General features: G+C 63.0%; 26 protein-coding genes. 11 read left to right on the forward strand and 15 right to left on the reverse strand.

Features of this window, described 5'->3' with window-relative positions:
• Positions 1–355: 355 nt before the first annotated feature.
• The gene (locus tag P6U23_RS33480) at positions 356–622 is read right to left on the reverse strand and encodes a DUF2277 domain-containing protein (RefSeq protein ID WP_407176598.1); all 267 of its coding nucleotides are present in this window, start codon (positions 620–622) and stop codon (positions 356–358) included.
• 147 nt (positions 623–769) lie between these two features.
• Here P6U23_RS33480 and P6U23_RS33485 point away from each other — a divergent pair, with 147 nt between their 5' ends.
• Positions 770–1,015, forward strand: a complete 246-nt coding sequence (locus tag P6U23_RS33485) for a DUF2188 domain-containing protein (RefSeq protein ID WP_407176599.1) — start codon at positions 770–772, stop codon at positions 1,013–1,015.
• A gap of 116 nt (positions 1,016–1,131) precedes the next feature.
• Here P6U23_RS33485 and P6U23_RS33490 read toward each other — a convergent pair whose 3' ends face one another.
• On the reverse strand, positions 1,132–1,821 hold the full coding sequence (locus P6U23_RS33490; RefSeq protein ID WP_407176600.1) for an ArsR/SmtB family transcription factor: 690 nt from the start codon (positions 1,819–1,821) through the stop codon (positions 1,132–1,134).
• Positions 1,822–1,964: 143 nt separating this feature from the next.
• On the opposite strand from P6U23_RS33490, the gene P6U23_RS33495 reads away from it, so the two are divergent.
• Together P6U23_RS33495 and P6U23_RS33500 are read left to right on the forward strand one after the other, a co-directional pair.
• Complete coding sequence (locus P6U23_RS33495) at positions 1,965–2,363, forward strand: nuclear transport factor 2 family protein (RefSeq protein ID WP_407176601.1); 399 nt, start codon at positions 1,965–1,967, stop codon at positions 2,361–2,363.
• A gap of 297 nt (positions 2,364–2,660) precedes the next feature.
• Positions 2,661–3,266 (forward strand): pyridoxamine 5'-phosphate oxidase family protein, encoded by a 606-nt coding sequence (locus P6U23_RS33500; protein ID WP_407176602.1) that lies wholly within the window; start codon positions 2,661–2,663, stop codon positions 3,264–3,266.
• A gap of 87 nt (positions 3,267–3,353) precedes the next feature.
• Here P6U23_RS33500 and bfr read toward each other — a convergent pair whose 3' ends face one another.
• The 3 genes from bfr to P6U23_RS33515 form a co-directional block, all read right to left on the reverse strand.
• Complete coding sequence (gene bfr / locus P6U23_RS33505) at positions 3,354–3,842, reverse strand: bacterioferritin (RefSeq protein WP_407176603.1); 489 nt, start codon at positions 3,840–3,842, stop codon at positions 3,354–3,356.
• A gap of 144 nt (positions 3,843–3,986) precedes the next feature.
• Entirely contained in the window at positions 3,987–4,250 is a 264-nt protein-coding gene (locus P6U23_RS33510) for a bacterioferritin-associated ferredoxin (protein WP_407176604.1), read from the reverse strand.
• 176 nt (positions 4,251–4,426) lie between these two features.
• Positions 4,427–4,831: a hypothetical protein gene (locus tag P6U23_RS33515; protein WP_407176605.1), complete on the reverse strand. Its 405-nt coding sequence runs from the start codon at positions 4,829–4,831 to the stop codon at positions 4,427–4,429.
• Between the two features lie 63 nt (positions 4,832–4,894).
• Between P6U23_RS33515 and P6U23_RS33520 the strand changes: the two genes are divergently transcribed.
• Positions 4,895–5,215: a hypothetical protein gene (locus tag P6U23_RS33520; protein ID WP_407176606.1), complete on the forward strand. Its 321-nt coding sequence runs from the start codon at positions 4,895–4,897 to the stop codon at positions 5,213–5,215.
• A 235-nt stretch (positions 5,216–5,450) separates the two neighbouring features.
• A complete protein-coding gene (locus P6U23_RS33525; protein ID WP_024511071.1) occupies positions 5,451–5,735 on the forward strand; it encodes a hypothetical protein in 285 nt (94 codons plus the stop codon).
• A 195-nt stretch (positions 5,736–5,930) separates the two neighbouring features.
• Here P6U23_RS33525 and P6U23_RS33530 read toward each other — a convergent pair whose 3' ends face one another.
• The 3 genes from P6U23_RS33530 to ettA form a co-directional block, all read right to left on the reverse strand.
• Positions 5,931–7,160, reverse strand: a complete 1,230-nt coding sequence (locus P6U23_RS33530; protein WP_407181673.1) for a lytic murein transglycosylase — start codon at positions 7,158–7,160, stop codon at positions 5,931–5,933.
• A 176-nt stretch (positions 7,161–7,336) separates the two neighbouring features.
• Positions 7,337–7,921: a TIGR00645 family protein gene (locus tag P6U23_RS33535; RefSeq protein WP_407176607.1), complete on the reverse strand. Its 585-nt coding sequence runs from the start codon at positions 7,919–7,921 to the stop codon at positions 7,337–7,339.
• Between the two features lie 140 nt (positions 7,922–8,061).
• Positions 8,062–9,714, reverse strand: coding sequence for an energy-dependent translational throttle protein EttA (gene ettA / locus P6U23_RS33540; protein WP_024511068.1), 1,653 nt, complete (start codon positions 9,712–9,714; stop codon positions 8,062–8,064).
• 256 nt (positions 9,715–9,970) lie between these two features.
• Between ettA and P6U23_RS33545 the strand changes: the two genes are divergently transcribed.
• Together P6U23_RS33545 and P6U23_RS33550 are read left to right on the forward strand one after the other, a co-directional pair.
• Entirely contained in the window at positions 9,971–10,186 is a 216-nt protein-coding gene (locus P6U23_RS33545; RefSeq protein WP_407176608.1) for a hypothetical protein, read from the forward strand.
• 123 nt (positions 10,187–10,309) lie between these two features.
• Complete coding sequence (locus P6U23_RS33550) at positions 10,310–11,269, forward strand: D-2-hydroxyacid dehydrogenase family protein (protein WP_407176609.1); 960 nt, start codon at positions 10,310–10,312, stop codon at positions 11,267–11,269.
• Positions 11,270–11,273: 4 nt separating this feature from the next.
• Here P6U23_RS33550 and P6U23_RS33555 read toward each other — a convergent pair whose 3' ends face one another.
• Positions 11,274–12,239: an NAD-dependent epimerase/dehydratase family protein gene (locus P6U23_RS33555; RefSeq protein ID WP_407176610.1), complete on the reverse strand. Its 966-nt coding sequence runs from the start codon at positions 12,237–12,239 to the stop codon at positions 11,274–11,276.
• Between the two features lie 122 nt (positions 12,240–12,361).
• The gene (locus P6U23_RS33560) at positions 12,362–13,597 is read right to left on the reverse strand and encodes a L,D-transpeptidase family protein (protein ID WP_407176611.1); all 1,236 of its coding nucleotides are present in this window, start codon (positions 13,595–13,597) and stop codon (positions 12,362–12,364) included.
• A 366-nt stretch (positions 13,598–13,963) separates the two neighbouring features.
• Here P6U23_RS33560 and P6U23_RS33565 point away from each other — a divergent pair, with 366 nt between their 5' ends.
• Positions 13,964–14,968 (forward strand): hypothetical protein, encoded by a 1,005-nt coding sequence (locus tag P6U23_RS33565; RefSeq protein ID WP_407176612.1) that lies wholly within the window; start codon positions 13,964–13,966, stop codon positions 14,966–14,968.
• Positions 14,969–14,978: 10 nt separating this feature from the next.
• Here P6U23_RS33565 and sseA read toward each other — a convergent pair whose 3' ends face one another.
• The 3 genes from sseA to P6U23_RS33580 all read right to left on the reverse strand — a co-directional run bounded on the left by sseA (position 14,979) and on the right by P6U23_RS33580 (position 17,690).
• Positions 14,979–15,836 (reverse strand): 3-mercaptopyruvate sulfurtransferase, encoded by an 858-nt coding sequence (sseA, locus tag P6U23_RS33570; protein ID WP_407176613.1) that lies wholly within the window; start codon positions 15,834–15,836, stop codon positions 14,979–14,981.
• Positions 15,837–15,953: 117 nt separating this feature from the next.
• Entirely contained in the window at positions 15,954–16,370 is a 417-nt protein-coding gene (locus tag P6U23_RS33575; RefSeq protein WP_407176614.1) for a rhodanese-like domain-containing protein, read from the reverse strand.
• Between the two features lie 144 nt (positions 16,371–16,514).
• Positions 16,515–17,690 carry a vWA domain-containing protein gene (locus P6U23_RS33580; RefSeq protein ID WP_407176615.1) on the reverse strand — a complete coding sequence of 392 codons (1,176 nt, stop codon included), beginning with the start codon at positions 17,688–17,690 and terminating at the stop codon, positions 16,515–16,517.
• A 120-nt stretch (positions 17,691–17,810) separates the two neighbouring features.
• On the opposite strand from P6U23_RS33580, the gene P6U23_RS33585 reads away from it, so the two are divergent.
• Both P6U23_RS33585 and P6U23_RS33590 read left to right on the forward strand, forming a co-directional pair.
• Positions 17,811–18,056 (forward strand): GlsB/YeaQ/YmgE family stress response membrane protein, encoded by a 246-nt coding sequence (locus tag P6U23_RS33585; RefSeq protein WP_407176616.1) that lies wholly within the window; start codon positions 17,811–17,813, stop codon positions 18,054–18,056.
• Positions 18,057–18,159: 103 nt separating this feature from the next.
• Complete coding sequence (locus P6U23_RS33590; protein ID WP_407176617.1) at positions 18,160–19,002, forward strand: AAA family ATPase; 843 nt, start codon at positions 18,160–18,162, stop codon at positions 19,000–19,002.
• Between the two features lie 814 nt (positions 19,003–19,816).
• On the opposite strand, the gene P6U23_RS33595 is transcribed toward P6U23_RS33590, so the two are convergent.
• Complete coding sequence (locus P6U23_RS33595; RefSeq protein ID WP_407176618.1) at positions 19,817–20,584, reverse strand: ThuA domain-containing protein; 768 nt, start codon at positions 20,582–20,584, stop codon at positions 19,817–19,819.
• 882 nt (positions 20,585–21,466) lie between these two features.
• Between P6U23_RS33595 and P6U23_RS33600 the strand changes: the two genes are divergently transcribed.
• A complete protein-coding gene (locus P6U23_RS33600; RefSeq protein WP_407176619.1) occupies positions 21,467–22,786 on the forward strand; it encodes a transglycosylase SLT domain-containing protein in 1,320 nt (439 codons plus the stop codon).
• A gap of 47 nt (positions 22,787–22,833) precedes the next feature.
• On the opposite strand, the gene P6U23_RS33605 is transcribed toward P6U23_RS33600, so the two are convergent.
• Positions 22,834–23,619, reverse strand: coding sequence for a hypothetical protein (locus P6U23_RS33605; RefSeq protein WP_407176620.1), 786 nt, complete (start codon positions 23,617–23,619; stop codon positions 22,834–22,836).
• Between the last annotated feature and the right edge of the window lie 161 nt (positions 23,620–23,780).

Here is a 23,780-nt window from a genome sequence, read left to right on the forward strand (position 1 = left end):
ATGCCCGGGGCTTGGCCGGGGCATCCACGAGTGTCACGCACTCCGCTGGGAATGCGTGGACGAGACGAAGCCCGGCCATGACGAGTTAAACGGAGAGAGTCCACAAGTCGCTCCTCACAGATATGGCAGCGCGTTGCTGCCGATTGGCGAGCCAGCAAGAACATCGCGCTTTCCTTCCAGGCATTCGTAAATAGCTCGCGCCGCGCGCCGGCTACCGGCAACAGTCCCTAGATGCGAAACCAAAACACACCTGAAGCATGATCCGGAAAAGTGTGCAGCGGTTTTCCGAAAAGATCGTGCTCAATCAAAAAGCTAAAGCGCGATAGGGATTCAACCCAATCTCATCGCGCTTTAGTCAGCCGAAGCGCAGCCGCGAGCGCTCCTTTGCCTTCTCCGCCTCGATCATGCGGTCGCGTGGTGGCGCCTGCGTATGCAGCGAGGTGAGCAGCCGCCGTGCCGCGTCGGAGACCTCCTCGACCGCGCGGTCGAACGCGGCCTGGTTGGCCTGTGACGGCTTGTTGAAGCCGGAGAGCTTGCGCACGAACTGCAGCGCGGAGGCGCGGATTTCGTCCTCGCTCGCCGGCGGCTCGAAGTTGAACAGCGTTTTGATGTTGCGGCACATGATTGACCTCGCTGGCGCTGAATATGGCGATGTCGGGCTTAATCTTGATGAACGTTCGAGCTCGCCAAAATGCTACATCGTGCAGGGCTTTTGGCCTAGAATGGTATCATTCACTTTCCGCGGCAGTCCAGGGAGCGGAGTGTTTCGATGCCTCACCTGACCTACAAGATCGTCGAGCATGACGGCGGCTGGGCCTACACCGTCAATGGCGCATTCTCGGAAAGTTTTGCGAGCCGCGCCGAGGCGCTCGCCGCCGCCAAACGCGCCGCTGCCGAGCAGCGTACGCCGGGGCGGACCGAAGTGATCGAGTATGAGACGCCGGACGGCAGGTGGCACACCGAAACCGCCGCTGGGAGCGATCGTCCCGAGACCGACGTCGAGGACAAGCGCTAGAGCATGATCCGGAAAAGTGGAAACCGGTTTTCCGAAAAGATCATGCTCAAACAAAGAGAGAGATCATGATCCGATTCCGTCTAATCGGATAAGGATCTAGCGGCACGGGGCAAGGATCAAAACGGAATGTCGACGCCGAGCCGGTCGAAAAAGGCGCGGCCCTTGCGCGTCAACTGCAACGCCCGCGGCACACGGCGTCTGACAAGGCACCGGCTCTCGAGCAGATGGTGCAGCACCGCGTTGGGCAACGGACCGGACAGATGCGGCACGCGCTCGGTCCAGTCGTTGCAGAGACGAACATGCGGCGCATGCGCCGGAATGAAATCGATATCTTCGGCGTGGCACCAGGCAAGCCCCGCCGCGGTGACATGTCCCGTCCGCCCCTCGAGCGCGACCAGCTTGCGGCGGATCATCGCATCGGACAGCAACACGCCGAGCTTGCCGGCAAGATGATGATAGCAGCTACGCGATTGGCGTAACGGCTCCGGCACTGATGCGAGCCGGCGCGCCGCTCCTTCGGCTTTCGTCGCCAGATTGACCAGGCTTTCGACCAGCGATGCCACCTCGTCGTCGGCGATCCGGTAATAGCGAAACCGGCCCTGCGCCCAGACGGCAAGCACGCGTGCGTCCACGAGCTTCTGCAGGTGCGCGCTGGCGCTTTGCGGCGAGATGCCGGCAATGCCGGCGAGCTCGCCAGCCGGCAGCGCCCGGCCATCGGCGAGCGCGCTGACCATGGCTTCGCGCGCGGGATCGCTGAGCGCCTGCGTGATCTTGGAGAAACCCGACTGCACCGGTTGGTCAAGCATTGACGTTGAAACTCCCGCCGGCGGAACTGTTCATCCGCACAATATACCAGGGGCTGCGCGACATGTTTCAGAATTCGATGAAACGTCGCCGCTCCCGCACCTGCGAGTCTTGCCGCTGTCGAACTCATCCAGAGGGAACAGTCATGCAGGACGCCGAGCGCATCTACAAGCTTTGGGACGACGCACTGGGAAAGCGCGACCTGGAAGCTTCCCTTTCACTCTACGCGGACGATGCGTCGATCGAAAGTCCGCTCGTTCAACACCTGATGAACACGTCCGATGGCGTCGTTCAAGGCAAGGATAATCTGCGCGCTTTCATCGGCCGCGTGTTCCAGACCAATCCGGCGCAGCGCAAGCGCTTCCGGAAAGGCTTTTTCACGGATGGCCGCGTGGTGACGTGGGAATATCCGCGGCAAACGCCCGAGGGCGACCAGATGGAGCTGGTGGAAGTGATGGAAATCGAAAACGGGCTGATCAAGCGCCACCGCGTTTACTGGGGCTGGTACGCGCTGAACGTGCTCAGGACCAGCCATCCCAAGTAAGGCGGCGCACGGCAGGACGGATGCGGTTGGTGCACCGTCATCCCGGGGCACGCGAAGCGTGAACTCCGATGTGCAGTTGCATCCGGGAATCTCGGGATTCCGGGTTCGGTGCTTCGCAGCGCCCTGGAATGACGGAGCGTTAAATCCGCAGCCGTGGGCGGGCAGAAGCGACGTGCCGGCCAGGGCATTTGCGGATGCAGGATGATAGGCAAGCCTGCGCTTTCCCCACTCTACGGGATGACGCGATGGCGGGAGGCTGCTAGTCTTGCCGAGAAAAAGAAAAATCGGAGACCCGCCTTGACCGATATTTCCGCCGCCGACCTCGCCACGATCTATCCCAAGCCGACGCCGCGCGTCATCGCCAAGGCACGGCCTTCGATCGATGCCCACGCGAAAAACTTCATCGCGATGTCCCCGTTCTGCGTGCTCGCGACATCAGGCGCGGACGGCAGCGTCGATGCCTCGCCGCGGGGCGGCCATCCCGGCTTTATCCATGTCGAAGGGCCGAACCTGCTCCTGATGCCCGACCGCTCCGGCAACAACCGGATCGACAGTTTCAAGAACATCGTCGAGGGGAGCGGCTTTCTCCAGCTCATCTTCTTCGTGCCCGGCATTGACGAGACGCTGCGCGTCGGCGGCCGCGGCCGCTTGAGCGCGGATCCGCAGCTCCTGGCGAGCATGGTCGAGTTCGGCAAGCCGCCGCGGGCCGTGCTGCGGATCGAGGTGAGCGAGGCCTATTTCCACTGCGGCAAGGCGTTGATGCGCTCGCGCCTGTGGTCGCAGGAGGCGCAGGTCAAGCGCGCCAGCTTTCCGAGCATCAGCGAGGTCATCCACGATCAGACTACGCTTGGGGAGCCGGAGAGCCAGGCCGCGGTGGAAGCGCGCTACAAGACGCAGTTGTAGGATTCCGAGTAGGATGGGTTGAGCGCGAGCGAAACCCATCGCCTCGCGAATGGTGGGTTTCGCGTTGCTCAACCCACCCTACAAACCTCAATGCCCCTCGTCTTCGAGGCCGCCGATATGGCTCTGGGTGTAGAGCTCAAGGCCGATGCGATTGATCAGGTCGAGCTGGGTTTCGAGGAAATCGATATGGTGCTCCTCGTCCTTCATCAGGCTCTCGAACAGATCGCGCGTGACGTAGTCCTTCACACCGTGGCAATGGGTCGCCGCTTCCTGATAGAGCGCACGCGCGCTCATCTCGGCGGCGAGATCGCATTCGATGATCTCCTTCACGTTCTGGCCGATCCGCAAGGGATCCAGCACCTGCATGTTCGGAAAGCCGTCGAAGAAAATGATGCGGTCGGTGATGCGGTCGGCGTGCTGCATCTCCTCGATGGACTCCTTGCGCCACACCTTGGCCATCTCCAGCAGGCCCCAATTGTTCAGGAAGCGATAATGCAGCCAGTACTGGTTGATGGCGGTGAGCTCGTGGCGCAAAGCCTTGTTGAGATACTCGATGACTTTGGCGTCGCCCTGCATGGTGCACTCCGGAGGTTGAAGGCCGAGATGACTTGAGGCCTGGCCAGTGGCCGGCCTGGAACCGTTCTGAATGAGATTCTACGGCAAGACAACCCTTCCGGCGAAAGCCGGAAAAAGCAAAATTTTGGAGGAACGCCAGATGGCTCAGGAGGCGGCGAGCGCGAATTCGGCTTCGGACGGCGTATCCGCGACGGCGTGGCTGTGCGGACATCCGGTCTGGCAGGATCGCGCGCAGGTGCCGAGCGCCTCGTCGATGATGGTCTTGATGGTCCGCGCGCAGCGGCCGCATTCCATGCTGCAGCCAAGGCACCCATAGACCTGCTTGGCATGGCGCAGCACGTCGTCAGCGCTGCTCACGGCGTTGCGGATATCGTGGTCGGTGATGACGTTGCAGGAACAGACGATCATGAAGGGGTCGGAAGCCTTGGTGATGCGTCATCTTCGATAGAGAAGCGTGCGGCGGGAATCAAAAGGAAAAACCCTGATTTGAAGTGATTCCAAAGTGGCTGCCGCAGGCTGGAATCGCTCTAAGGACAGGCTCTTGCGGCAGATCAAGCGCGCACGCGAAGGCGCAAGATCGCGCCTCAATCGCCGCCGCCCCCGCCGCCGCCACCACCTCCGCCCTCGGAACCGCAGCTACCGCCGTCGCCACTGTCGCCCGGATGGCCCGAGCTGTCGCAGGAGGAATGGTGGCCGCCGAACCAGCTCGAGATGGTCCGGCCGTCGTCGCCAGCGGACGGGCCGGTGTCGCCGCCATCGGAGCCGGAACGGTCGCGCGAGAGCTGGCGATTGGCCCGGCGCCTCTCGTGCCGGTTCACCAGCGCGTAGCAGATCGCCGATATCGCTCCGACGGCAAGGAGGATATTGGTCACGGTGCTAGCCAGGGGGCCTCCGGGTCCGAAGCTTGCGCAGATCACCGCCAATTGCGCATCGCGCCGTGTGCGGGCCTGTTCCGCCGATTTGTCGCCAAATATGGCGGTCTCGTTCATTGAACATTCAAGCGTCCTGTGGAACTTTGCTGCCCGTCTTCGCAGAGTTGGAAAGGTATCACGATGAGGAAGACGTTAGTGGCACTCGCTGCCGTCGCCACTTTGGCCGTAGCGGCGGCCTCGCCGGCTTATGCCTGGCGCGGCGGCTGGGGTCCGGGGCTTGCCGCAGGCCTGATCGGCGGGGCCATCATCGGCGGCGCCATCGCCTCGAGCCCGTATTACGACGGCCCAGGATACTACTACGGACCGGGCTACTACCCCTATTATGGTCCCGCCTATGTCGATGCGCCGGTCGGGGTCCCGGTCGGTCCCTGTCATTGGCAGCGTCAACGCTTCTGGGATGGCTACGGCTGGCGGGTGCGCAGCGTCCGCGTCTGTGGTTGACCCCTCATCCGCATTAAATTTGTGGGCAGCGTCCCGATCTCAGTTTCGCCCGGGACGCCGTTCATCTAGTGGCCTGAAAAACACCGCTTTTTGGCGCCACTTGGAAGGCCGTTTACCCGGGGTTGACCGTTTAGGCGTTTTCTTAAGCGCAACGGCCAGTTCCGGACACGGCGTGAAGAGTTCCCCAAACCCGGCGCGGCCTCCAAGGCGCGCCACCCTCAGGAGAGCCTAAGAAATGAAGAAGACAGTTGCCGCGTTGCTTGCGGTTGCAACGGTCGCAGGATCGTTGGTCTCGGTCGCGCCGGCGGCGCAGGCCCATGACGGTGTCGGCGCTGGCATTGCGGCCGGCCTGCTCGGTGGCGCGATCGTCGGCGGCGCCATCGCCGCGAGCCGTCCTGCCTATGGCGGGCCGGTTTACGTGGCGGAGCCGGCCCCGCCGCCCTATGGCTGCTACTGGCAGCGCCAGCGCTATTGGGACGGCTATGGCTGGGTGATCCGCCCGGTGCGCGTCTGCTACTGAGCTGAGCGAACCCATGTTTCAAAAGCCCGGCTTCGGCCGGGCTTTTTCTTTTGGCCCATGTTCGCGCATGTTCGAGTTGGCCTGAAGGACGACCGCCCGGCTCTCACAGCGGGGCCGCTCGTCCTTCGAGACGGCCGCGGCTCGCGGTCTTCTCAGGGATGACGGTCTGGGAGACGGCTCCTCAATCCTTTTCGTTCACCGCGCCGCATTGATCGCGCGCAGCACCGTCTCGCTGGGCCAGCAGTCGACCTTCAGCCCGGCCGATTTCTGATAGGTGCCGAGCGCCGCGCGGGTTTGCATGCCGGCCTTGCCGTCGATCTTGTCCTTGTAGAGCCCGATGCGGGTGAGACCGCGCTGCATCGCTTCGACATCGGCGGTGCGCAACTGCGTGGACGCCGACCACGGCGTCGCAAACGGCAGCGGACTGGTCATCCGGTCGGCCAGATGGCCCACGAACAGCACGTAGAGATCGGAGAAGTTATATTCCTTGATCACGAAATAATTCTGGGTGGTCAGGAAAGCCGGGCCGTAGATGCCTTCGGGCTGCAACAGCGAGGCCGGCTGCGCCTGCTCGGCGGCGCTGAGCTTCTCTCCACGCACCGGCACAAAACCTTCGCGCAACCACTCGCGGATCGGTTTTGTCACCTCCGGCACACCTTGCGTACAATCGACGTTTGCCGGTGCTTTCACTTCATAGGCCCAGCGCACCCCGCTCTGCCAGCCCTTGTCAAGCAACTGCTTGGCCGCGGAGGCGAGCGCATCCGGCACCGAATGCCAGATGTCGGTGCGGCCGTCGCCGTCCAGGTCGACGCCGTGCTTGTAATATTCCGACGGCAGGAATTGCGTTAAGCCCGTCGCGCCGGCCCACGAGGCCGTCATGTCCTTGCGGCTGACGGCGCCCTCGCCGAGAAGCTTCAGCGCCAGGATGAACTCGTTGCGATAGGTGTCCTTGCGCCGGCCGACATAGGCCTGCGTCGCCAACACGCGCAACCCGTCGTAAGGCAGCTTGTAGCGGCCGTAGTCGGTCTCGCGGCCCCAGATCGCGAGCACGATCGGCGCGGGCACGCCGAAGCGGCTCTCGATCACGTTCAGCGAGGGGCGATATTGCTGCAACAGCTTCTGCCCTTCCGCCGCAAGCCGGGCGATGGAAGCTTCCTTGATGTAGTCCGCCGGAACCTGCACGAACTCAGCCTGCGCCGGCGCGCCGGTCGGCGGACGTCCGGGCAGGATCAGGTCGGGCAGCTTGTAATCGGGCTCCAGCCCGCGCGTCTGCGCATCAAACGTCGCGCGCGACACGCCGGCGGCCTCCGCTTCCGGCCAGAGCGAGTCGATGAATTGGGTGAAAGCGGCATCGGCCGCGCAGGCGGGCGCTGCCAGTTGCAATGTCAGGAGCAGGAGGCCGAAGCCGAGCGCGCGGCGAGACATCAACGCGAACCGTCCGGTCAAGCAGCGATCCGATCGGGACGTCGCGCGATCATTTCGGTACGGGCGTCGATCTCGGTCATCTTGAGAAGCTAGCATGGCCGCATAGGGTTGTGAACCGGAACGCCGAGCGACATGCCGCGCCGTTCCCGGTTCGCGAGCGCGCGCCATGAATCGCGTCAATGTGCCGCCGACTGCCTGGCGCCTTCGATCGAAGCATTGGAAAGCCTGTCGACCACGGCAATCCCGACCGCCGACAGGATGAAAACGGCATGGATGATGGTCTGCCACATCACGCCGGTTTCGGTGTAGGCGGTCTTTCCGGAAGTCAGCGCCCCCGCCTCGATGAAGGTCCGCAGCAGATGGATCGAGGAGATGCCGATGATGGCCATCGCCAATTTGATCTTGAGGACGCTGGCGTTGACATGGCTCAGCCATTCCGGCTCATCAGGATGCCCCTGGAGGTTGAGGCGCGAGACGAACGTCTCGTAGCCGCCCACGATCACCATGACCAGCAGGTTCGAGATCATGACGACGTCGATCAAGCCGAGCACCGCCAGCATGATCTGCTGCTCGCTGAAATCAAAGGCATGGGCGAACAGGTGCCACAGTTCCTTGACGAACAGCACGACGTAGATGCCCTGAGCGATGATCAGGCCGACATAGAGCGGCAATTGCAGCCAACGCGACCCGAAGATCAGCATGGGAACTGGGCGCAGCGACATGCTCTTCGGCGGCACGGTTGCGTCGGAAGTCAGGGACATCTGGAATTGCTCGTGGGATTTGATTGCGGAGCGCTATATCTACGCAATCCCCTCGTGCTGTGAAGCGACACGTGGCCGCAGCGCCCGCCACGCAGGCGCTGCCTTGCAAAGCTTTCAGACCAAGCTACGGCCTCGACGCCTCACCGCGTCAGCTTCTTGTACTTCAGCCGGTGCGGAATGATGCTGTCCTGCCCGAGCCTGCGCATCTTGTCCTTCTCATAATCCTGGAAGTTGCCTTCGAACCATTCGACATGGCTGTCGCCTTCGAAGGACAGGATGTGGGTGGCGATCCGATCGAGGAACCAGCGGTCGTGGCTGATGATCACGGCGCAGCCGGCGAAATCCTCCAGCGCCTCCTCCAGCGCGCGCAAGGTGTCGACGTCGAGATCGTTGGTCGGTTCGTCGAGCAGGAGCACGTTGGCGCCGGATTTGAGCATCTTCGCCAAGTGCACGCGGTTGCGTTCGCCGCCCGAGAGCGAGCCGACCTTCTTCTGCTGGTCGGCGCCCTTGAAGTTGAAGGCTGAGCAATAGCCGCGCGAATTGACCTCGCGCTTACCCAGGAGGATCAGCTCGTTGCCGCCGGAGATCTCTTCCCAGACGGTCTTGTTGCCGTCGAGCGAGTCGCGCGACTGGTCGACATAGCCGAGATGCACGGACTCACCTATCGTGATCGTGCCTTTGTCCGGCTTCTCCTGGCCGGTGATCATCCGGAACAGCGTGGTCTTGCCGGCGCCGTTCGGGCCGATCACGCCGACGATGCCGCCCGGCGGCAGCTTGAAAGTGAGATTGTCGATCAGGAGCCGGTCGCCAAAGCCCTTGGTGAGCCCTTCGAAATCGACGACGTTCTGACCAAGCCGCTCGGCCACCGGAATGATGATCTGCGCAGTCTGCGTCGTCTTCTCGGACGCCTTCTGCAACAGCTCCTCATAGCGCTGATAGCGCGCCTTCGACTTGGCCTGGCGCGCGCGGGGCGAGGCCGCGATCCACTCCTGCTCGCGCGCGAGCGTTCGCTGGCGCGCCGCCTCCTCGCGACCCTCCTGTTCCAGCCGCTTCTGCTTCTGCACCAGCCAGGAGGAGTAATTGCCCTCGTAGGGAATGCCGCGGCCGCGGTCGAGCTCGAGAATCCAGCCCGTGACGTTGTCGAGGAAATAGCGGTCGTGGGTAACGATCAGGATGGCGCCGGGATATTGGCGCAAATGGCCTTCCAGCCATGACACCGACTCGGCATCCAGATGGTTGGTCGGTTCGTCCAGCAGCAAGAGCTCCGGCTGGTCCAGCAGGAGCCGACACAGCGCGACGCGGCGGCGCTCGCCGCCGGAGAGTTTTGTCACATCGGCATCATCAGGCGGGCAGCGCAGCGCGTCCATCGCCTGGTCGACCTTGCTGTCGAGATCCCAAAGGCCCTGGGCCTCGATCTCGTCCTGCAGTTTTGTCATCTCCTCGGCGGTCTCGTCGGAGTAGTTGACCGCCAATTCGTTGTAACGATCGAGAATGGCCTTCTGCTTGGCCACGCCCTGCATGACGTTCTCGCGGACCGACAGTTTGGGATCGAGCTGCGGCTCCTGCTCGAGATAACCGACCCGCGCGCCCTCGGCGACCCAGGCTTCGCCGGTGTAGTCCTTGTCGATCCCGGCCATGATCCGCAGCAGCGTCGATTTGCCGGCGCCGTTGACGCCGAGCACGCCGATTTTGGCGTCCGGGTAGAACGAGAGGTGGATGTTCTCGAGCACCTTGCGGTTGCCCGGATAGGTCTTGGACAGACCTTGCATGAAATAGACGAATTGACGCGCCATCGGCGATCCCTGGAAATCCTTCAGATTTGTCGGAAATTTGCTGCGGCTGATGTAGCCGTGGGACCGGCAAAGGGCAACCGCAACCCATGCGTTTTCCGTCTATTCACCACGGGCGAATACGGGGTGCTCACCATCTGTGCGGCGAATCACGACATTTGAAACTATCTTTTAATAAATCGGGCCAAAGCTGGTCTTCGACGTGGAAAACCGCGTCGTACGCGGCCAAAGCCGCCAACGAAAACAGTGAGCCTGCGTCATGGCCATCACAACTTCTGATCGCATCACCCCGGCGGCGAGCCGCAACGGACGTACCGGCCCCTTGGCCGGCCTGAAGAGCTTCTGGCATGAATTCGTGGCCAAGGCCTTCCACCCCTACCGGCCGGAACTGCATTACATGCGCGGTCCCGGCCCGGCATGGCGCGCCAAGCACGGCGAACTGGCCGCCTTCCGGCTGAAGACGACCGATTTCTGAGGCGGATGCCTGTTCAGCGCGTTTTGAAGCCGAGGACCGCTTGCGCGCGTCGAGATTGCGCGCAAGCATGGCACCCCTCCCGGACGGCCCGCGCCGTCACTCTCGCCATGAACGGACCCTCTCATGACGCGGCTGCGCTGTGCAATTCTCGACGATTATCTCAATCTCGCGCTTGATGTCGCCGACTGGTCGAAAATCTCCGATCGCGCCGACGTCACGGTATTCAACCATCACTTTGCATCGCTGGAAGCGGCAAGCTCCGCGCTGAAGGACTTTGAGATCATCTGCGCGATGCGCGAACGCTCGGCGTTTCCGCGCGCGCTATTTGCCGAACTGCCCAAGCTGAAGCTGTTGCTCACGTCGGGCATGCGCAATGCGGCCATCGACATGGAGGCCGCCAAGGAGCGCGGGGTCGTGGTCTGCGGCACGCAGTGGAGCCAGGACCCGACCGCGGCCTTGACGATGGGGCTGATCCTGGAATTGACCCGCGGCATCGGGAGGGAGAACGCACGGATGCACGCGGGCGAACTCTGGCAGACCTTTGCCGGCATCGAAATCGAGGGCAAGACGCTGGGCGTCGTGGGCCTCGGCAAACTCGGCACCAAGGTCGCCGGCCTCGCCAAGGCTTTCGGCATGAACGTGATGGCCTGGAGCCCGAACCTCACGCCGGAGCGCTGCAAGGAGGTCGGCGTCGCTTATGCCGGCAAGGAGGAATTGTTTGCGAACGCCGATATCATCACCATCCATGTGGTGCTGAGCCAGCGCTCGCGCGGGCTGGTCGGCCGCGATGACCTCGCCCGCATGAAGCCGACCGCCTTTCTCGTCAACACCTCGCGCGGGCCGATCGTCGACGAGCAGGCGCTACTGGAGATCTTGCAACAGAAAAAGATCGCCGGCGCGGCCGTCGACGTATTCTCGGTCGAGCCGCTGCCCGTCGATCATCCCTTCCGCAAGCTCGACAACATGGTCATCACGCCGCATCTCGGCTACGTCTCGGTCGATGCCCTGCGCGCCCACTATGGCCAGATGGTCGAGGCAATTGACGCCTGGTTCAACGGCGAGCCGCCCCGCAGGTTGGCCTGATCGCTCAGGCCGCCGATTTCGGCGCTCGCTGGCGCAGCACCTGCGCAAAACCCTCCCGCCAGGACGGATACGCCGGGCGCCACCCGAGTTCACGCCTGGCCTTGTCATTGGCGCCGCCGCGCACCTGCGTCATCATCGCAACCATATGCTCGCCCGCAAGCAGCCGGCCGAGCCAGGCCGGCACGTGCCGCGGCGGCTTCGCGCCCATGATCTGCGCAAGTGTCGGCAGCCAATCCTTCATCTGGGCGGGCTCGTCGTCGACGACGTTGTAGATCTGGCCAGGCTTGCCGCGCTCGATCGCGGCAATCGTTGCGGCCGCGGCATCCGCCACATGAATGAACGACCACCAGCCGCTGCCGTCGCCAATGATCGGCATGCGGCGACGGCGCAATTGATCGACCATCGCCGGCGCAAGCGTCCCGGTGTCCTCGCCGTAGAATGATCCATAGCGCAGCACGATGCCCTCAGGCTGCGATGAGGCCGTTACCGTGCGCTCGAGATATCGGATGGCCTCCAGCGTGCCGCGCAGTTCGCTCGGCGGATTCGGATCGAGCTGATCGGCTTCGGTCTTGATGGCACCGCCGGTGCGGCTGAAAGTCCAGCCGCAAAAGCTTTGTGCGACGAATAGCCTTGCGCCGACGGCACGCGCCGCGGCCAGCAGGATATCGGTGCCTTCGGTGCGCAGCCGGTTGGTGACGGCGAAAGCACGATCGAAATGCCGGAGATCCGTCAAGGCGCCGAGGTCCGTCAGCTCGTGAACAACGACCTCAGCTTCAGCGGCACGAAGGGCGCTCATCATCGCTGCGGCATCGAGCGCGTCGGCAACGACCGGCTGGCCGCCCATGCGCCTGATGGTTTCAGCTTTGGCCGGGCTGCGGGTCAGCCCGGTGACCTGGTGGCCCTTGGAAGCGAGCGCAGGAACGAGTTCGCGACCGATGGCGCCGGTTGCGCCTGCAACAAAGATCCGCATGTTCCAGATCTCCATCCCGTTGCGACGACCGGCACGTAGTCGGATAGCGCGCAAATTCAAGCGCAAAAAAATCGGGCGATGCCTTGGCAATCGCCCGATTCGAAAGAAAATTCGGGATGCGCTTAGCGCACGGTCACCGGGGCCGGCAGCGGCGGCACCACGGTGGGTGACGTGCCAGGCGCACTGGACATCTGCACCGGCTGCTGCGCCGGAGCCTGTCCAGCGGTCGCCGAGGACGATCCCGGCACCTGTTGCGCGGAGGCAGTTGCGGCGGGCGGCGGACCGCCTGGCAGCACCACCACGCGAGTGCCGACCTTCACGCGATCGAACAGATCGGAGACGTCTTCATTGAGCATGCCGATGCAGCCCGAGGAGACGAACTTGCCAATGGTCGACGGTTGGTTGGTGCCGTGGATGCGATAGACGGTGTTGCCGAGATACATGGCGCGCGCACCGAGCGGATTACCCGGACCGCCGGCCATAAAGCGCGGCAGATAAGGCTGACGATCAATCATCTCGCTCGGCGGGTACCAGTCCGGCCATTCCTTCTTGCGCGTGATCTTCTGCACGCCAGTCCAGGTAAAGCCGTCGCGCCCGACGCGGACGCCGTAGCGGATCGCGCGACCATTGCCGAGCACGTAATAGAGGTAGGTGTTGGGCGTATCGACGACGATCGTTCCCGGCGGTTCCTTGGTGACGAAGGAAACCTCCTGCCGGCGCAGATTCGGCGGCAGTTGCGCGGGTGCGGTCTCCGGTTGCTCTTCCGGGGGCAGCGACGCAACCGTCATCGGCCTGCCGTCAGGGCCTGTCGGCGGCTGCAGCGCGCCGGTTACATTGCCATGAGTTCCCACGCCCTCAGGCGGACGCGGTGTGTTGGGATCGGCGCTCGCATAGGGCTGCGGCGCCGCGCCGGCCGGACGATCCGCATAGATCACCGGCGGTGGTCCGGAAGGGCGGCCGTAACGGGGGTCGTCGGGCGAGAGGATCGGACCGGTGGGCTCGCCGCCCCGTTCCGAATAGACCGGCGGTGCGCCAGCCGGACGCCCATAGCGGGGGTCGTCGGGCGACATGACCGGGCCCGTCGGCACGCCACGGTCCGAATAGAGCGGACGGCCATAGCGCGGGTCATCCGGCGACATGACGGGACCGGGCGGCGGCAGCGGCCTCACGGTGGGCTGCGCCTCGTCGTCGTCCAGGGAGTCGAAATTGGGCGCAGAACCAGGCGAATAGGGCTGCGGGGCCGCCGAGTAGACCGGCCCAGGCGACGCGGGATAGGCCTGCTGGGCCTGTGCAAGCGGGATCGTCGCCGCGCCAGCCGTAACAGCGGCGCAAATGGTCAGAATGCGTTTGATCATCATCGCTCTTGTATAGACCCCAAGCCGACAGCGGACCGTTAACGGGCTGATGACCGAAGATAGCGGCGCATTCAAGACAATTCCGCGAAATCAGAGCCCGATTGGCGCGATTTGTGACGATCTTTCAACGGCGTTGCTGGGAAGCCGCAGGTTCCGGAAATAATTCTCTCGCTAGCAGCGGCTCGATCGCGGCGCCCATTTTTTAACAAACGGCGCGAGACGGCTTGCGGTATTCTGGATCGAGCCTGATTCGCTCCGCATCGGCGCCTATCCAGACGCGGAGCGAACGTGGCCGATCCTGTGGTCACCGCGTTCCTGATGGCTCAAAGGCCTTCGCAAGCTTTCTTGCAAGGTGGAATTGCCCTTTCCATGCTTCCCGGCTTTCGTTTCCTGTTCGCGGCGATCGTCGTCTCCACGTCGGTACTGGTGTTCGGACTGGGGGCCGCGGCAATCATGCGGGCCGCGCATGAGGAATTCGCCTCAAGCGGATCGTGGCGGCCCGCGCCCGAAGCTTCCGTTGCGCAGCAGGCCGAGACCGCCAAGCCGGTGATCGCGATGCTGCGGATCGAGCCGACTGGGGCTGAGTCGAAGGAAGCGGATGTTTCCCTTGTTGCCGCCCCCACGCCGGCCGCGGCAAACCCTTCGCCGCAAGCCGCGCCCGAAAAGACCGCCGCGCTTGATCCGCAGGCATCGACACCGAATCCGGTCCAGGCCGAAGCCGCCCAAAGCAGTGACGCGGTAAAGCAGGAGACGGTGACGCCCGAAGTGACCGCCAAGCCTGCAATGGCCGAGGCCAGTGCGCCGGCCGCCGCGTCGATTGCGGTACCGCAAGCCGTGCCAGGACAGCCGGTGCAGGAAACGGTCCCCACGCAAGCCGCGGCGCCCTCTCCCTCCGAAACCAAGACCGCGAGCATCGAGCAGGCCACCACGGCGGCTTCCGCAGCATCGCCCGATATCGCGACTGCAGCGCCGGCGGCGGTGACCCCGGCATCGTCGACCGCAAGCGAGCCGCCGCTCCAAGACACGCTTACGCCGGCCGATGCATCAGCCACCGGCAGGCCTGATCCGACTGCCGGCAACGTCGCGACGCTGGGCGGTGCGCCCGTCGCCATCGACCAGCCCGCGACCGAGACAAAACTCAAGGCCGAGCCGGACCGCAGCGATGCCAAGAAGGACGCCGAGGCCAAGAAGGAAAAGGAGCGCGCGCGGCGTCGCCGCTTGGCGGCCCGGCGCGCGCGGCTGGCTCGGGAGGCCGCCATGGCGCAACAACGACAACAGGCGCTCTATCCGTTTGGACAGCCCAGTCAGCCGATGCCGTTCGCCCAGCCTGCGCAGCCCACGCAATTCGCCCAGCCAGCCGCGGCGACGCGCTGACTTTGCCTCGTCACGCGGGCCCAGTCGCGACCGGTGGCCCCTCGGAGAGGCCCCATTCGGACCAGGAACCGTCGTACAGCGCCGGATTTTCGACGCCGAGGCGATAGAGCGCGAGCGTCAGCACCGCAGCCGATACGCCCGAACCGCAGCTCGTCACGACCGGCGCATCCAATTTGACGCCTGCGGCCGAGAAGGCGGCGCGCAGTTCGGAAAGTGGCTTCATCGTGCCGGTCGCGGCATCGAACAGGTTGTTGTAGGGAAGATTGCGGCTGCGCGGGATGTGGCCCGATCTCAAACCCGGCCGCGGTTCTTGCACGCGCCCCTCGAAACGCTCGCTCGCGCGTGCATCGACCACCTGCTCGGCCTGGCTTTCGAGGTTCGCGACCATCTGCTGCATGGTGCGGACGCGCCTTGCATCGAAGTTCGCCTTAAAGGTCGCCCGCCGAGGCGTCACCGCGCCACTCTCGACGGGACGCCCCTCGGCGCGCCACTTCTTCAAGCCGCCATCGAGCACGCGAACCTTGTCGTGACCGTAAGCGAGGAACATCCACCAGGCGCGCGGACCGGCCACCCAGCCGCCGGCATCATAGACAACGACGGTGTCGTCATTGCCGATGCCGAGCGCACCGACGTCGCGGCCGAACTGCTCCGCGTTCGGAAACATATGCGGCAGCGGATTGGAATGATCCGACACCGCGTCGACATCGAAGAACACCGCGCCGGGAATATGCGCGGCGAGATAGTCGTCCTTGGGCAGCGGCAGCACGCCGGGCATCTTGAACGATGCGTCCAGGATCTTGACGTGGGAGTCGTCGAGATGCGCGGCGAGCCAGTCGGTGGTAACGAGCGTATCTGCGGTGGTGGTCATGCGTGTTCCTTGTTCGGCATTCCGGGCTGCGCGCTTGCGGGCAGACCGGAATCCGGAGGTTGTCTTGCGAGATTCCGGCTTCGCGCGTTTCACACGCGCCCCGGAGTGACGAAGAAGTCATTCATCCTTCTTCTTCGGCTCCCACTTCTCCGTGGGCCCGCCGGCGTCACGCCAGGCAGCAAAGCCACCGGCAATATGGGCGACCGGCTTCAGCCCCATGTCCTGCGCGGTCTTGGCAGCCAGAGCCGAGCGCAGGCCGCCGGCACAGTGGAAGATGAATTTCTTGTCCTGCTGGAAGATCGGCTTGGCGTACGGGCTTGCCGGGTCGATCCAGAACTCCAGCATGCCGCGGGTGCAGGAGAAGGCGCCGGGAATCCGCCCCTCGCGCTCGATCTCGCGGGGATCTCTGATGTCGACGATCACGACCTCCTCGCTCTGCGCCGCCTTGATCGCATCCGCAGCGCTCAAGGTTTCGATCTCGGCATTGGCTTCATCGACCAACGCCTTGATGCCGCGATGAATGGTCTGGGGCATTGCCTTTCCCTCTTGTATGGTCGTTGTCTTGCTCCGTCATTCCGGGGCGATGCGAAGCATCGAACCCGGAATCCCGATCCGCACACGCCATTTCGAGATTCCGGATCAGCGGCTTCGCCGCTGTCCGGAATGACGGTGCCACGCCTATCGCACCAACTCCTTCATCGCCGCTTCCAGCCCCTCGATGGTGATCGGAAACATGCGCCCCTCGAAGATGCGGCGGATGATGGTGGTGGATTCCGAATAGTCCCAGTGTTTCTGTTGCACCGGGTTGAGCCACACCGCGTGCGGATAGGTGCGCGTCACCCGCTCCAGCCACACCGAACCCGCCTCCTCATTGACATGCTCGACCGAGCCGCCGGGCACCATGATCTCGTAAGGCGACATCGAGGCGTCGCCGACGAACACGACCTTATAGTCGTGCGGGTATTTGTGCAGGATATCCCAGGTCGGCGTGCGATCGGTGAAGCGGCGCCGGTTCTCCTTCCACACGCCTTCATAGAGGCAGTTGTGGAAGTAGAAATATTCCATGTGCTTGAATTCGCTCTTCGCCGCCGAGAACAGCTCTTCGACCTGCTCGACATGGGAGTCCATCGACCCGCCGATATCGAAGAACACGAGCACCTTTACCGCATTGCGCCGCTCGGGGCGCATGTGCACGTCGAGATAGCCGTGGTTGGCGGTTTCCTTGATGGTGGTGTCGAGGTCGAGCTCGTCCGGCGCGCCGGTACGGGCGAATTTGCGCAGGCGCCTCAACGCAATCTTGATGTTGCGGATGCCGAGCTCGACATTGCCGTCGAGATCCTTGAACTCGCGGCGGTCCCACACTTTCACCGCGCGGAAATTGCGGTTCTTCTCCTGCCCGATGCGCACGCCTTCCGGGTTATAGCCATACGCGCCGAACGGCGAGGTGCCGGCGGTGCCGATCCATTTGTTGCCGCCCTGATGACGCTCTTTCTGCTCCTTCAGGCGCTGGCGCAAGGTTTCCATGAGCTTGTCCCAGCCCATGGCTTCGATCTGCCTCTTTTCTTCCTCGGTGAGGTACTTTTCGGCCAGCTTCTTCAGCCATTCCGCCGGAATGTCCGCCTTCTCCATCGCGTCCAGCAGGCTTTCGAGCCCCTTGAACACCGTGCCGAAGACGCGATCGAACTTGTCGAGATTGCGCTCGTCCTTCACCAGCGCGGCGCGCGACAGGTAATAGAAGTTCTCCACGGAGTGCTCGGCGAGGTCGGCGTCGAGCGCCTCCATCAGCGTCAGATATTCGCGCAAGGTCACCGGGACCTGGGCATCGCGGAGCGAGGTGAAGAACTGCAGGAACATGGCTTACAGATTGCCCGTCATATCATGCACGTCAAGGGCTTCGCCCGTCGTGACCACGCTGGACCGGTCGGCTTTTTCATCTAGAATTGATCTGGACGAGGTTTTGGCAAGGGCTTTTCAATGGGTATCTTGGCGGCACTGATCATCGGCGCGATTGCGGGCTGGCTCGCGGGACTGATCGTGCACGGCGCCGGTTTCGGGCTGATCGGCAATATCGTGATCGGCATCATCGGTGCGCTGGTGGCAAGCTGGGTGCTGCCGCAATTGCACGTCGAACTCGCCACCGGGACGCTCGGCGCCATCGTCGACGCCACCATCGGCGCGGTCATCGTCCTCGTCATTCTGTCATTGGTCAGGCGCGCCTGACGCATCCCCTTATTCCCTCAATCCATGCTGTTTCCGCAGCGTTTTCCTGCTAAGGCAGGATTGTTCAGCTTGCGCTGCAGCAGAAGGTAAAAGGCAAAGCTCGATGAAATTTACCGGCACCAAAGACTATGTTGCCACCGACGATCTCAAGGTCGCCGTCAACGCCGCGATCGTGCTCGAGCGCCCGCTGCTCGTGAAGGGCGAGCCCGGCACCGGCAAGACCGTGCTGGCCGAGGAAGTGGCCAAGGCGGTGGGCGCGCCGCTCCTGACCTGGCACATCAAGTCCACCACCAAGGCGCAGCAGGGCCTCTACGAATATGACGCGGTTTCGCGCCTGCGCGACAGCCAGCTCGGCGATGCCAGGGTGTCCGACATCAGGAACTACATCAAGCGCGGCAAATTGTGGGAGGCCTTCACCTCCGAGCGGCGCCCGGTGCTTTTGATCGACGAAATCGACAAGGCCGACATCGAGTTTCCGAACGACCTGTTGCTCGAACTCGATCGCATGGAGTTCCACGTCTACGAGACCGGCGAGACGATCAAGGCGAAGCTCCGCCCGATCGTGATGATCACCTCCAACAACGAAAAGGAGCTGCCGGACGCCTTCCTGCGCCGCTGCTTCTTCCACTACATCAAGTTTCCGGATGCGGAGACGATGAGCAAGATCGTCGAGGTTCACTTCCCAGATATCAAGAAGCGCCTGGTGGAGGAAGCCTTGCGGATCTTCTTCGAGGTGCGCGAGGTGCCGGGTTTGAAGAAGAAGCCGTCGACGAGCGAGCTTCTGGACTGGCTCAAGCTGCTGCTGAACGAAGACATCACGCCGGAGATGCTGCGCGAGCGCGATCCGCGCAAGCTGATCCCGCCGCTGCACGGCGCGCTGCTCAAGAACGAGCAGGACGTGCACCTGTTCGAGCGGCTGGCATTCCTGAGCCGGCGCGAGGTTTGAGCGGACGGCCGGGTGCTGTCCCATAGCACCTCGATCGTGGATGAAAACGTCGCCTGAGCTTTCGCAAGCCAACATCTCGCCTTCTCGCGGCGCGCCTGGCGTCCGAGCTTTGCATTGGTCGTAGCCCTCCAGCAGCAGAGGGCGCAGGGAAGGCCGGATGGCTGCATGCACCCGGGGTCCCCGCGCGAAGAAGAGTTGCGCGAGGCGCGTTGACCACAGGTACAGGCGGTAACAACCGGCCTCCCCTGCGCGATGGTTTTACGGCTTACTCCGCGCTCTCCCCGGTGAACCAGCTTGTTGCCACCGTCGCCGGCGCGAGCGTTACGCATCGTCGCCAACTTGGCGCCTGCATGGGCGCGCCAGGACCACACGACTTCGCCGTCCGCAAGTGCACCGCTCGTCTGTCGGCCACTCACGTCCACCGCATTCCGCGCCACGTTCGTGACGATCGCGATACGCCCCTTTCATCGGCGCGGAACGGCACGGTTAAATCATAGATTCGGAAAAAACGAAATCGGATTATTTTTACGCGGAAGTCTTGAACTCCCGATCGCCTTGAAGCGGCTCCTGGAATCCGATTTCTGCCGCGTCAGTTCTCGGACAAGAGAAAGTAGGGATGAGCGGGTCACCGGAGAGATAACGCGACCGATTCGCCCGACGGGCGGTGAATTTTCGTGGCTGCCGGAATCATCCCGTCAACAGAGCCCCGCGCCGGTTCGCTGTCACAGGCAACCGGACCTCTCTCCCCCGATCCTCGACCGCGGCTTGTGACCCGGAGCCGAACATCACGATCGCCGAGTGCCGGTGGTTCGGGCTATCTCGACTCCGAGAGCGGCCTTCGCATGGACCAGAGAATGGCGCCGGTGAGGATTCGCTGGTACCGCGCGTCCTGCCATACCGATGCCTCGTGCCCAAGCGCAGAATAGAATACGCGCCCCTGGCCGTAAGATCGGGTCCAGGCGAGAGGCCAACCATAAAATCGTTGATGCACCCCCGGCTTGCCGAGGTCCACCGAGCTTTGGTCGAGGCGCAACAACACGTGTGATCCACGATAGTCGAAGTCGCTGATTTGGTAGATTTCGTCCTCGACTTGCAACGAATTCCCGAGAAACGCGACAAGTGGATCGCCGGGATCAACCACCTCGATGCTCACGGTCTGATGCCAAGGATGACCATTAAAGTAGCCGCCGATCAGATCAAGATAATCTGACCAAGTATAGAACGTGTCCGTGGCCGAATGAACGCCGAGGAATCCACCGCCCGACCGTACAAAGTCGAGAAGAGCGGCCTTTTCAGCGCCGCTCATCGGAAGTTCTCCGCTTGTGTAGAACATCACTGCGGCGTAGCGCTTGAGCGCTTCGGGCGAAAATTCAGACGTGTCCTCCATGGCAATAACTTCAAAAGCACCCGAATTCCTTCCAAGCTCCGTCATGATGGCCTTGGAAAGAGGTATGACTTCATGCCGGTACCTAGCCGAGCGTGTGCAATAGAGGAGTCGTTCTGGCGAGCGCTCTGCACGCGCGCCAAGCGGCCGGATTGTCGCCGCGCTCCCGAGGAGCGCGATGAACTCGCGTCGCGTCATACTCCTCTCCCGCCTGACCAACCGCATCCTGAAAGAGCCTAGCACACATCGATCGAGTGCTGTTCCTTCGGTCCTACCAAAATGGCTGGTGCAAACATGCTTCTATTTTCGAGTGAATAGCTGGTCCGACTTCGTTCTGGTTGAAAACGTGCGCGAAGCTCGCCACTCAATTGATCGTCTTCGCACATCCGCAAAACCACATTCATTTCGTCGTCGCGAGCGCAACCGCTGGCGCAGTATTAGGTGGAATCTTCGGCTTCTGCTTTCGGAGATTTGACGTGGCATATCTGGCAAGAGGAACCGAAGCAGCCGCTTAGCCGGAATGGTGGAGCGGTACACGCAACCGCAGTCAGAGCCGGAAGGCTGAGCGGCGGCCTCACTACCGTCACCTTCTGGCCCCAAAGCCGACTTCGCGCTTTTGCGAGTCAAGCGTCCGGCAGCTCGGAGGGGTGAGAGTTCCATTTGTCACCTCGCCATGCGGAGCTTCGCGTCGATCCTGGCGGCGGCGAGATCGGCGCCGGCTTGACCTCGCCGCCGCGGGCGAGTGATTGAACGGCTTATGCAGCGACGAGCTTCGCCGGTTGCTTGAGTGAGACAGCGGCGGGGTAGCTGCCCGCTCGTGAAAAAGGCACCTCAGACTGGTAGCGTGATAACTCAACGCCAGCGTGATCGCGCGTCCGAAACTCCCCCTGCATGCTTCCGTCCGAGGATGCGCAACAGCTCGCTCGCGGTTGCGAGTTGCATTCAAGCAACACCGCTTGAAAAAATCGATGACCTGCAGTTTTCCGCCCTTGGACGGTCATATCGTGATCGCAGGGTTCAGCGGCGCCGCATGCTTGGCGGTTCAATCCGGCTCAGGCGGAGCGTGGGGAGGCTACGATCATGAACCCGCGGCGATTGGCGATAGTGCCAGCGCTAACCGTAGTTCTCGCGGGTTGCGCTGTCGCCTGGGTCGCTGCCTTCGGTTCGGGCGGCATCGAAGACACCGCTGCAGCGCCAATCGTCGACCGTGCCCCGCCATCTCTCACTGCCGACGCCGAGGTCGCGGAGCCCCCGCAGACAACCGTGTTGGCCAACGTCGCTGTCGATAGCGCCGATACGGCGGCGCCCGCCGCAGTGGTGACGACAACCGACCCGAGGGCGGTGTCAGAGCCGGAACCAATCGCCGAGTCCGCCGCGACTTCGCTTGCCGCGATCGATCAGATCGCGTCATCGCGCCCGAGCATCACAACGCCGAATGCGAGGGTTGCCGATGCATTCAGCGCTATCCCGCTGAACGGGACCACGGCCCAGACGAGCGTCCGCGCAGCATCGCCGGCCGCGGTCATCGAGGCGAAATTCGATACAAGATCATCGGCTAACGCGATTGTTGCGGCAGAATTCAGCGACGCGGCGCCGGACGCGGTGATGCCGTCCGATGTGACCCGTTCGCTGCAACAAGGGCGAATGTTGCAGCCCCCTGGCAGCGTTGACGCTGCGCCACCCGAGAACGAAGCAAGGTCACAGCAGGACGCTCCGCCCGCTGTTTCGCTCAATCCGGACGAAGGCGAACTGCGATACCTGAAATACTACGTCTACTCGGAAACTCCGCCGCCGGAGAAACCCGCGAAGATCGCCTTGGCCGCCTTGCGCGACGTTCCGCTCGGAACGCCCGTCCAGGAGATCGAACGTGCGGCCAAAGCGTTCGGTGTCGATGCCAACTTCATGAAGGCGGTCGCCAAAATCGAATCCGATTTCAACCCTAAGGACCGCACCGGCTCCTATATCGGTCTGTTCCAGCTCAGCAGGTCTGAGTTCAGCCAATACGGGTCGGGCGACATCCTCAATCCTCGCGACAACGCGATCGCTGCCGCCTACAAGTTCATCAGCGAGGCTGCGCTATTCGAGGCAATAACGCATATGGAGCTGACGTTCGCCAATCTCTATCTGATCCACCAGCAGGGCTGGGAGGGAGCCGCTGAACACCTCAGCCATCCGCAGCAGATTGCCTGGAAGTCGATGTGCGCGACCCGCGAGGGCATGGCGAAGGGCGAGCGATGGTGCAAGCGCGCCATCTGGGGCAACACGCTGCCGGCGGTCAAACGCGAATGGAAATCGGTCGATCGCCTGACCTCGGGCGCGTTCGTGGCGATGTGGCGGGACCGCGTCGACACGCTCTATGCCCGCTACCCGGCGTCAACGCCGCGGCGGCCGGAGGCTTGAGATCGATCGAAGCGCGTCTTTTCGAAATCGCGGTTGCTGCGCCCGCATCAACCACCCGCCAGGCCGGGCATGACCTGGAGCAGCGGCTGAGGCCCGACCGAGACCTGCCCTATAAATGGTTCGTCGTGGGCCAAGATCAGAAGGACGGATGCGGCAACGCCAGTCGCGAAAGCTCCCATACTGATCGCCGAGGCGAGCCGGTTGTCGCTGTGGACGACCGCAATCGCGAGCAGCGCGCAGGCCGCCTGCAGGAAAAGACAAGCCCATTTTGTCAGATTGACATGAGATCGGCTGACCAGAATGCGCTGGCGGCGCGCTTCCAATGCATTTTCAAGCGACATCGCGATCTCGCGTTGTGCAATTTGCTGACCTGGGTTGTTCGGCGACAAGGCAAGTGTTTGCTGGAGGGCTTCGGTGAGCGGTGCAGGGCTGATGCTCAGTGTAGCCACATGCCGAACCATCATCGGCCATTCCTTGTTGGCGGTCTCTTCAATGTGACGCTGAATGAGGCTTCGCAGGTGCGCCTCCGGCTCTCCCGGAAAGACAGCCGCAAGAACCAAAGCTGATTTCAGGGCGCTGGCCTCGCGATTCACTGCAGCACTTGCGTGATCGTTGTCACTCCAGACCTGCGCCGCTGTAAACGCCACAAAGAGGCCGAAGATGATGCCCAGCGGCGGGAGCATTCCCGGCGAGACAGCCTTGAAGGCGCGCACACGTTCGCCGGTCGCCAGCATCCCGACGATTGTCTGTACCAGGACCGCAAGGAGATAGGTGGCGCCGAAGACAACGAGTGCCATCCATATCACTGGAAGATTGTGAAGCCAGTCGCTCATAGTCTGTCTCCCGCCCGCATTTTGGCGCCGTGGATCCATCTAGGCTCCGTCTATCAATTTAGGATCAGGCGACCTGACGAACATAGATCGGAAAAACTGTATCCGCGGACAAAGTCTGGATTGCCTCGCGGAGCCTGTCATCGGGCCGCGCTTCGCGCGGA

Source organism: Bradyrhizobium sp. STM 3562 (assembly GCF_045571435.1).
Taxonomy (GTDB): Bacteria; Pseudomonadota; Alphaproteobacteria; order Rhizobiales; family Xanthobacteraceae; genus Bradyrhizobium.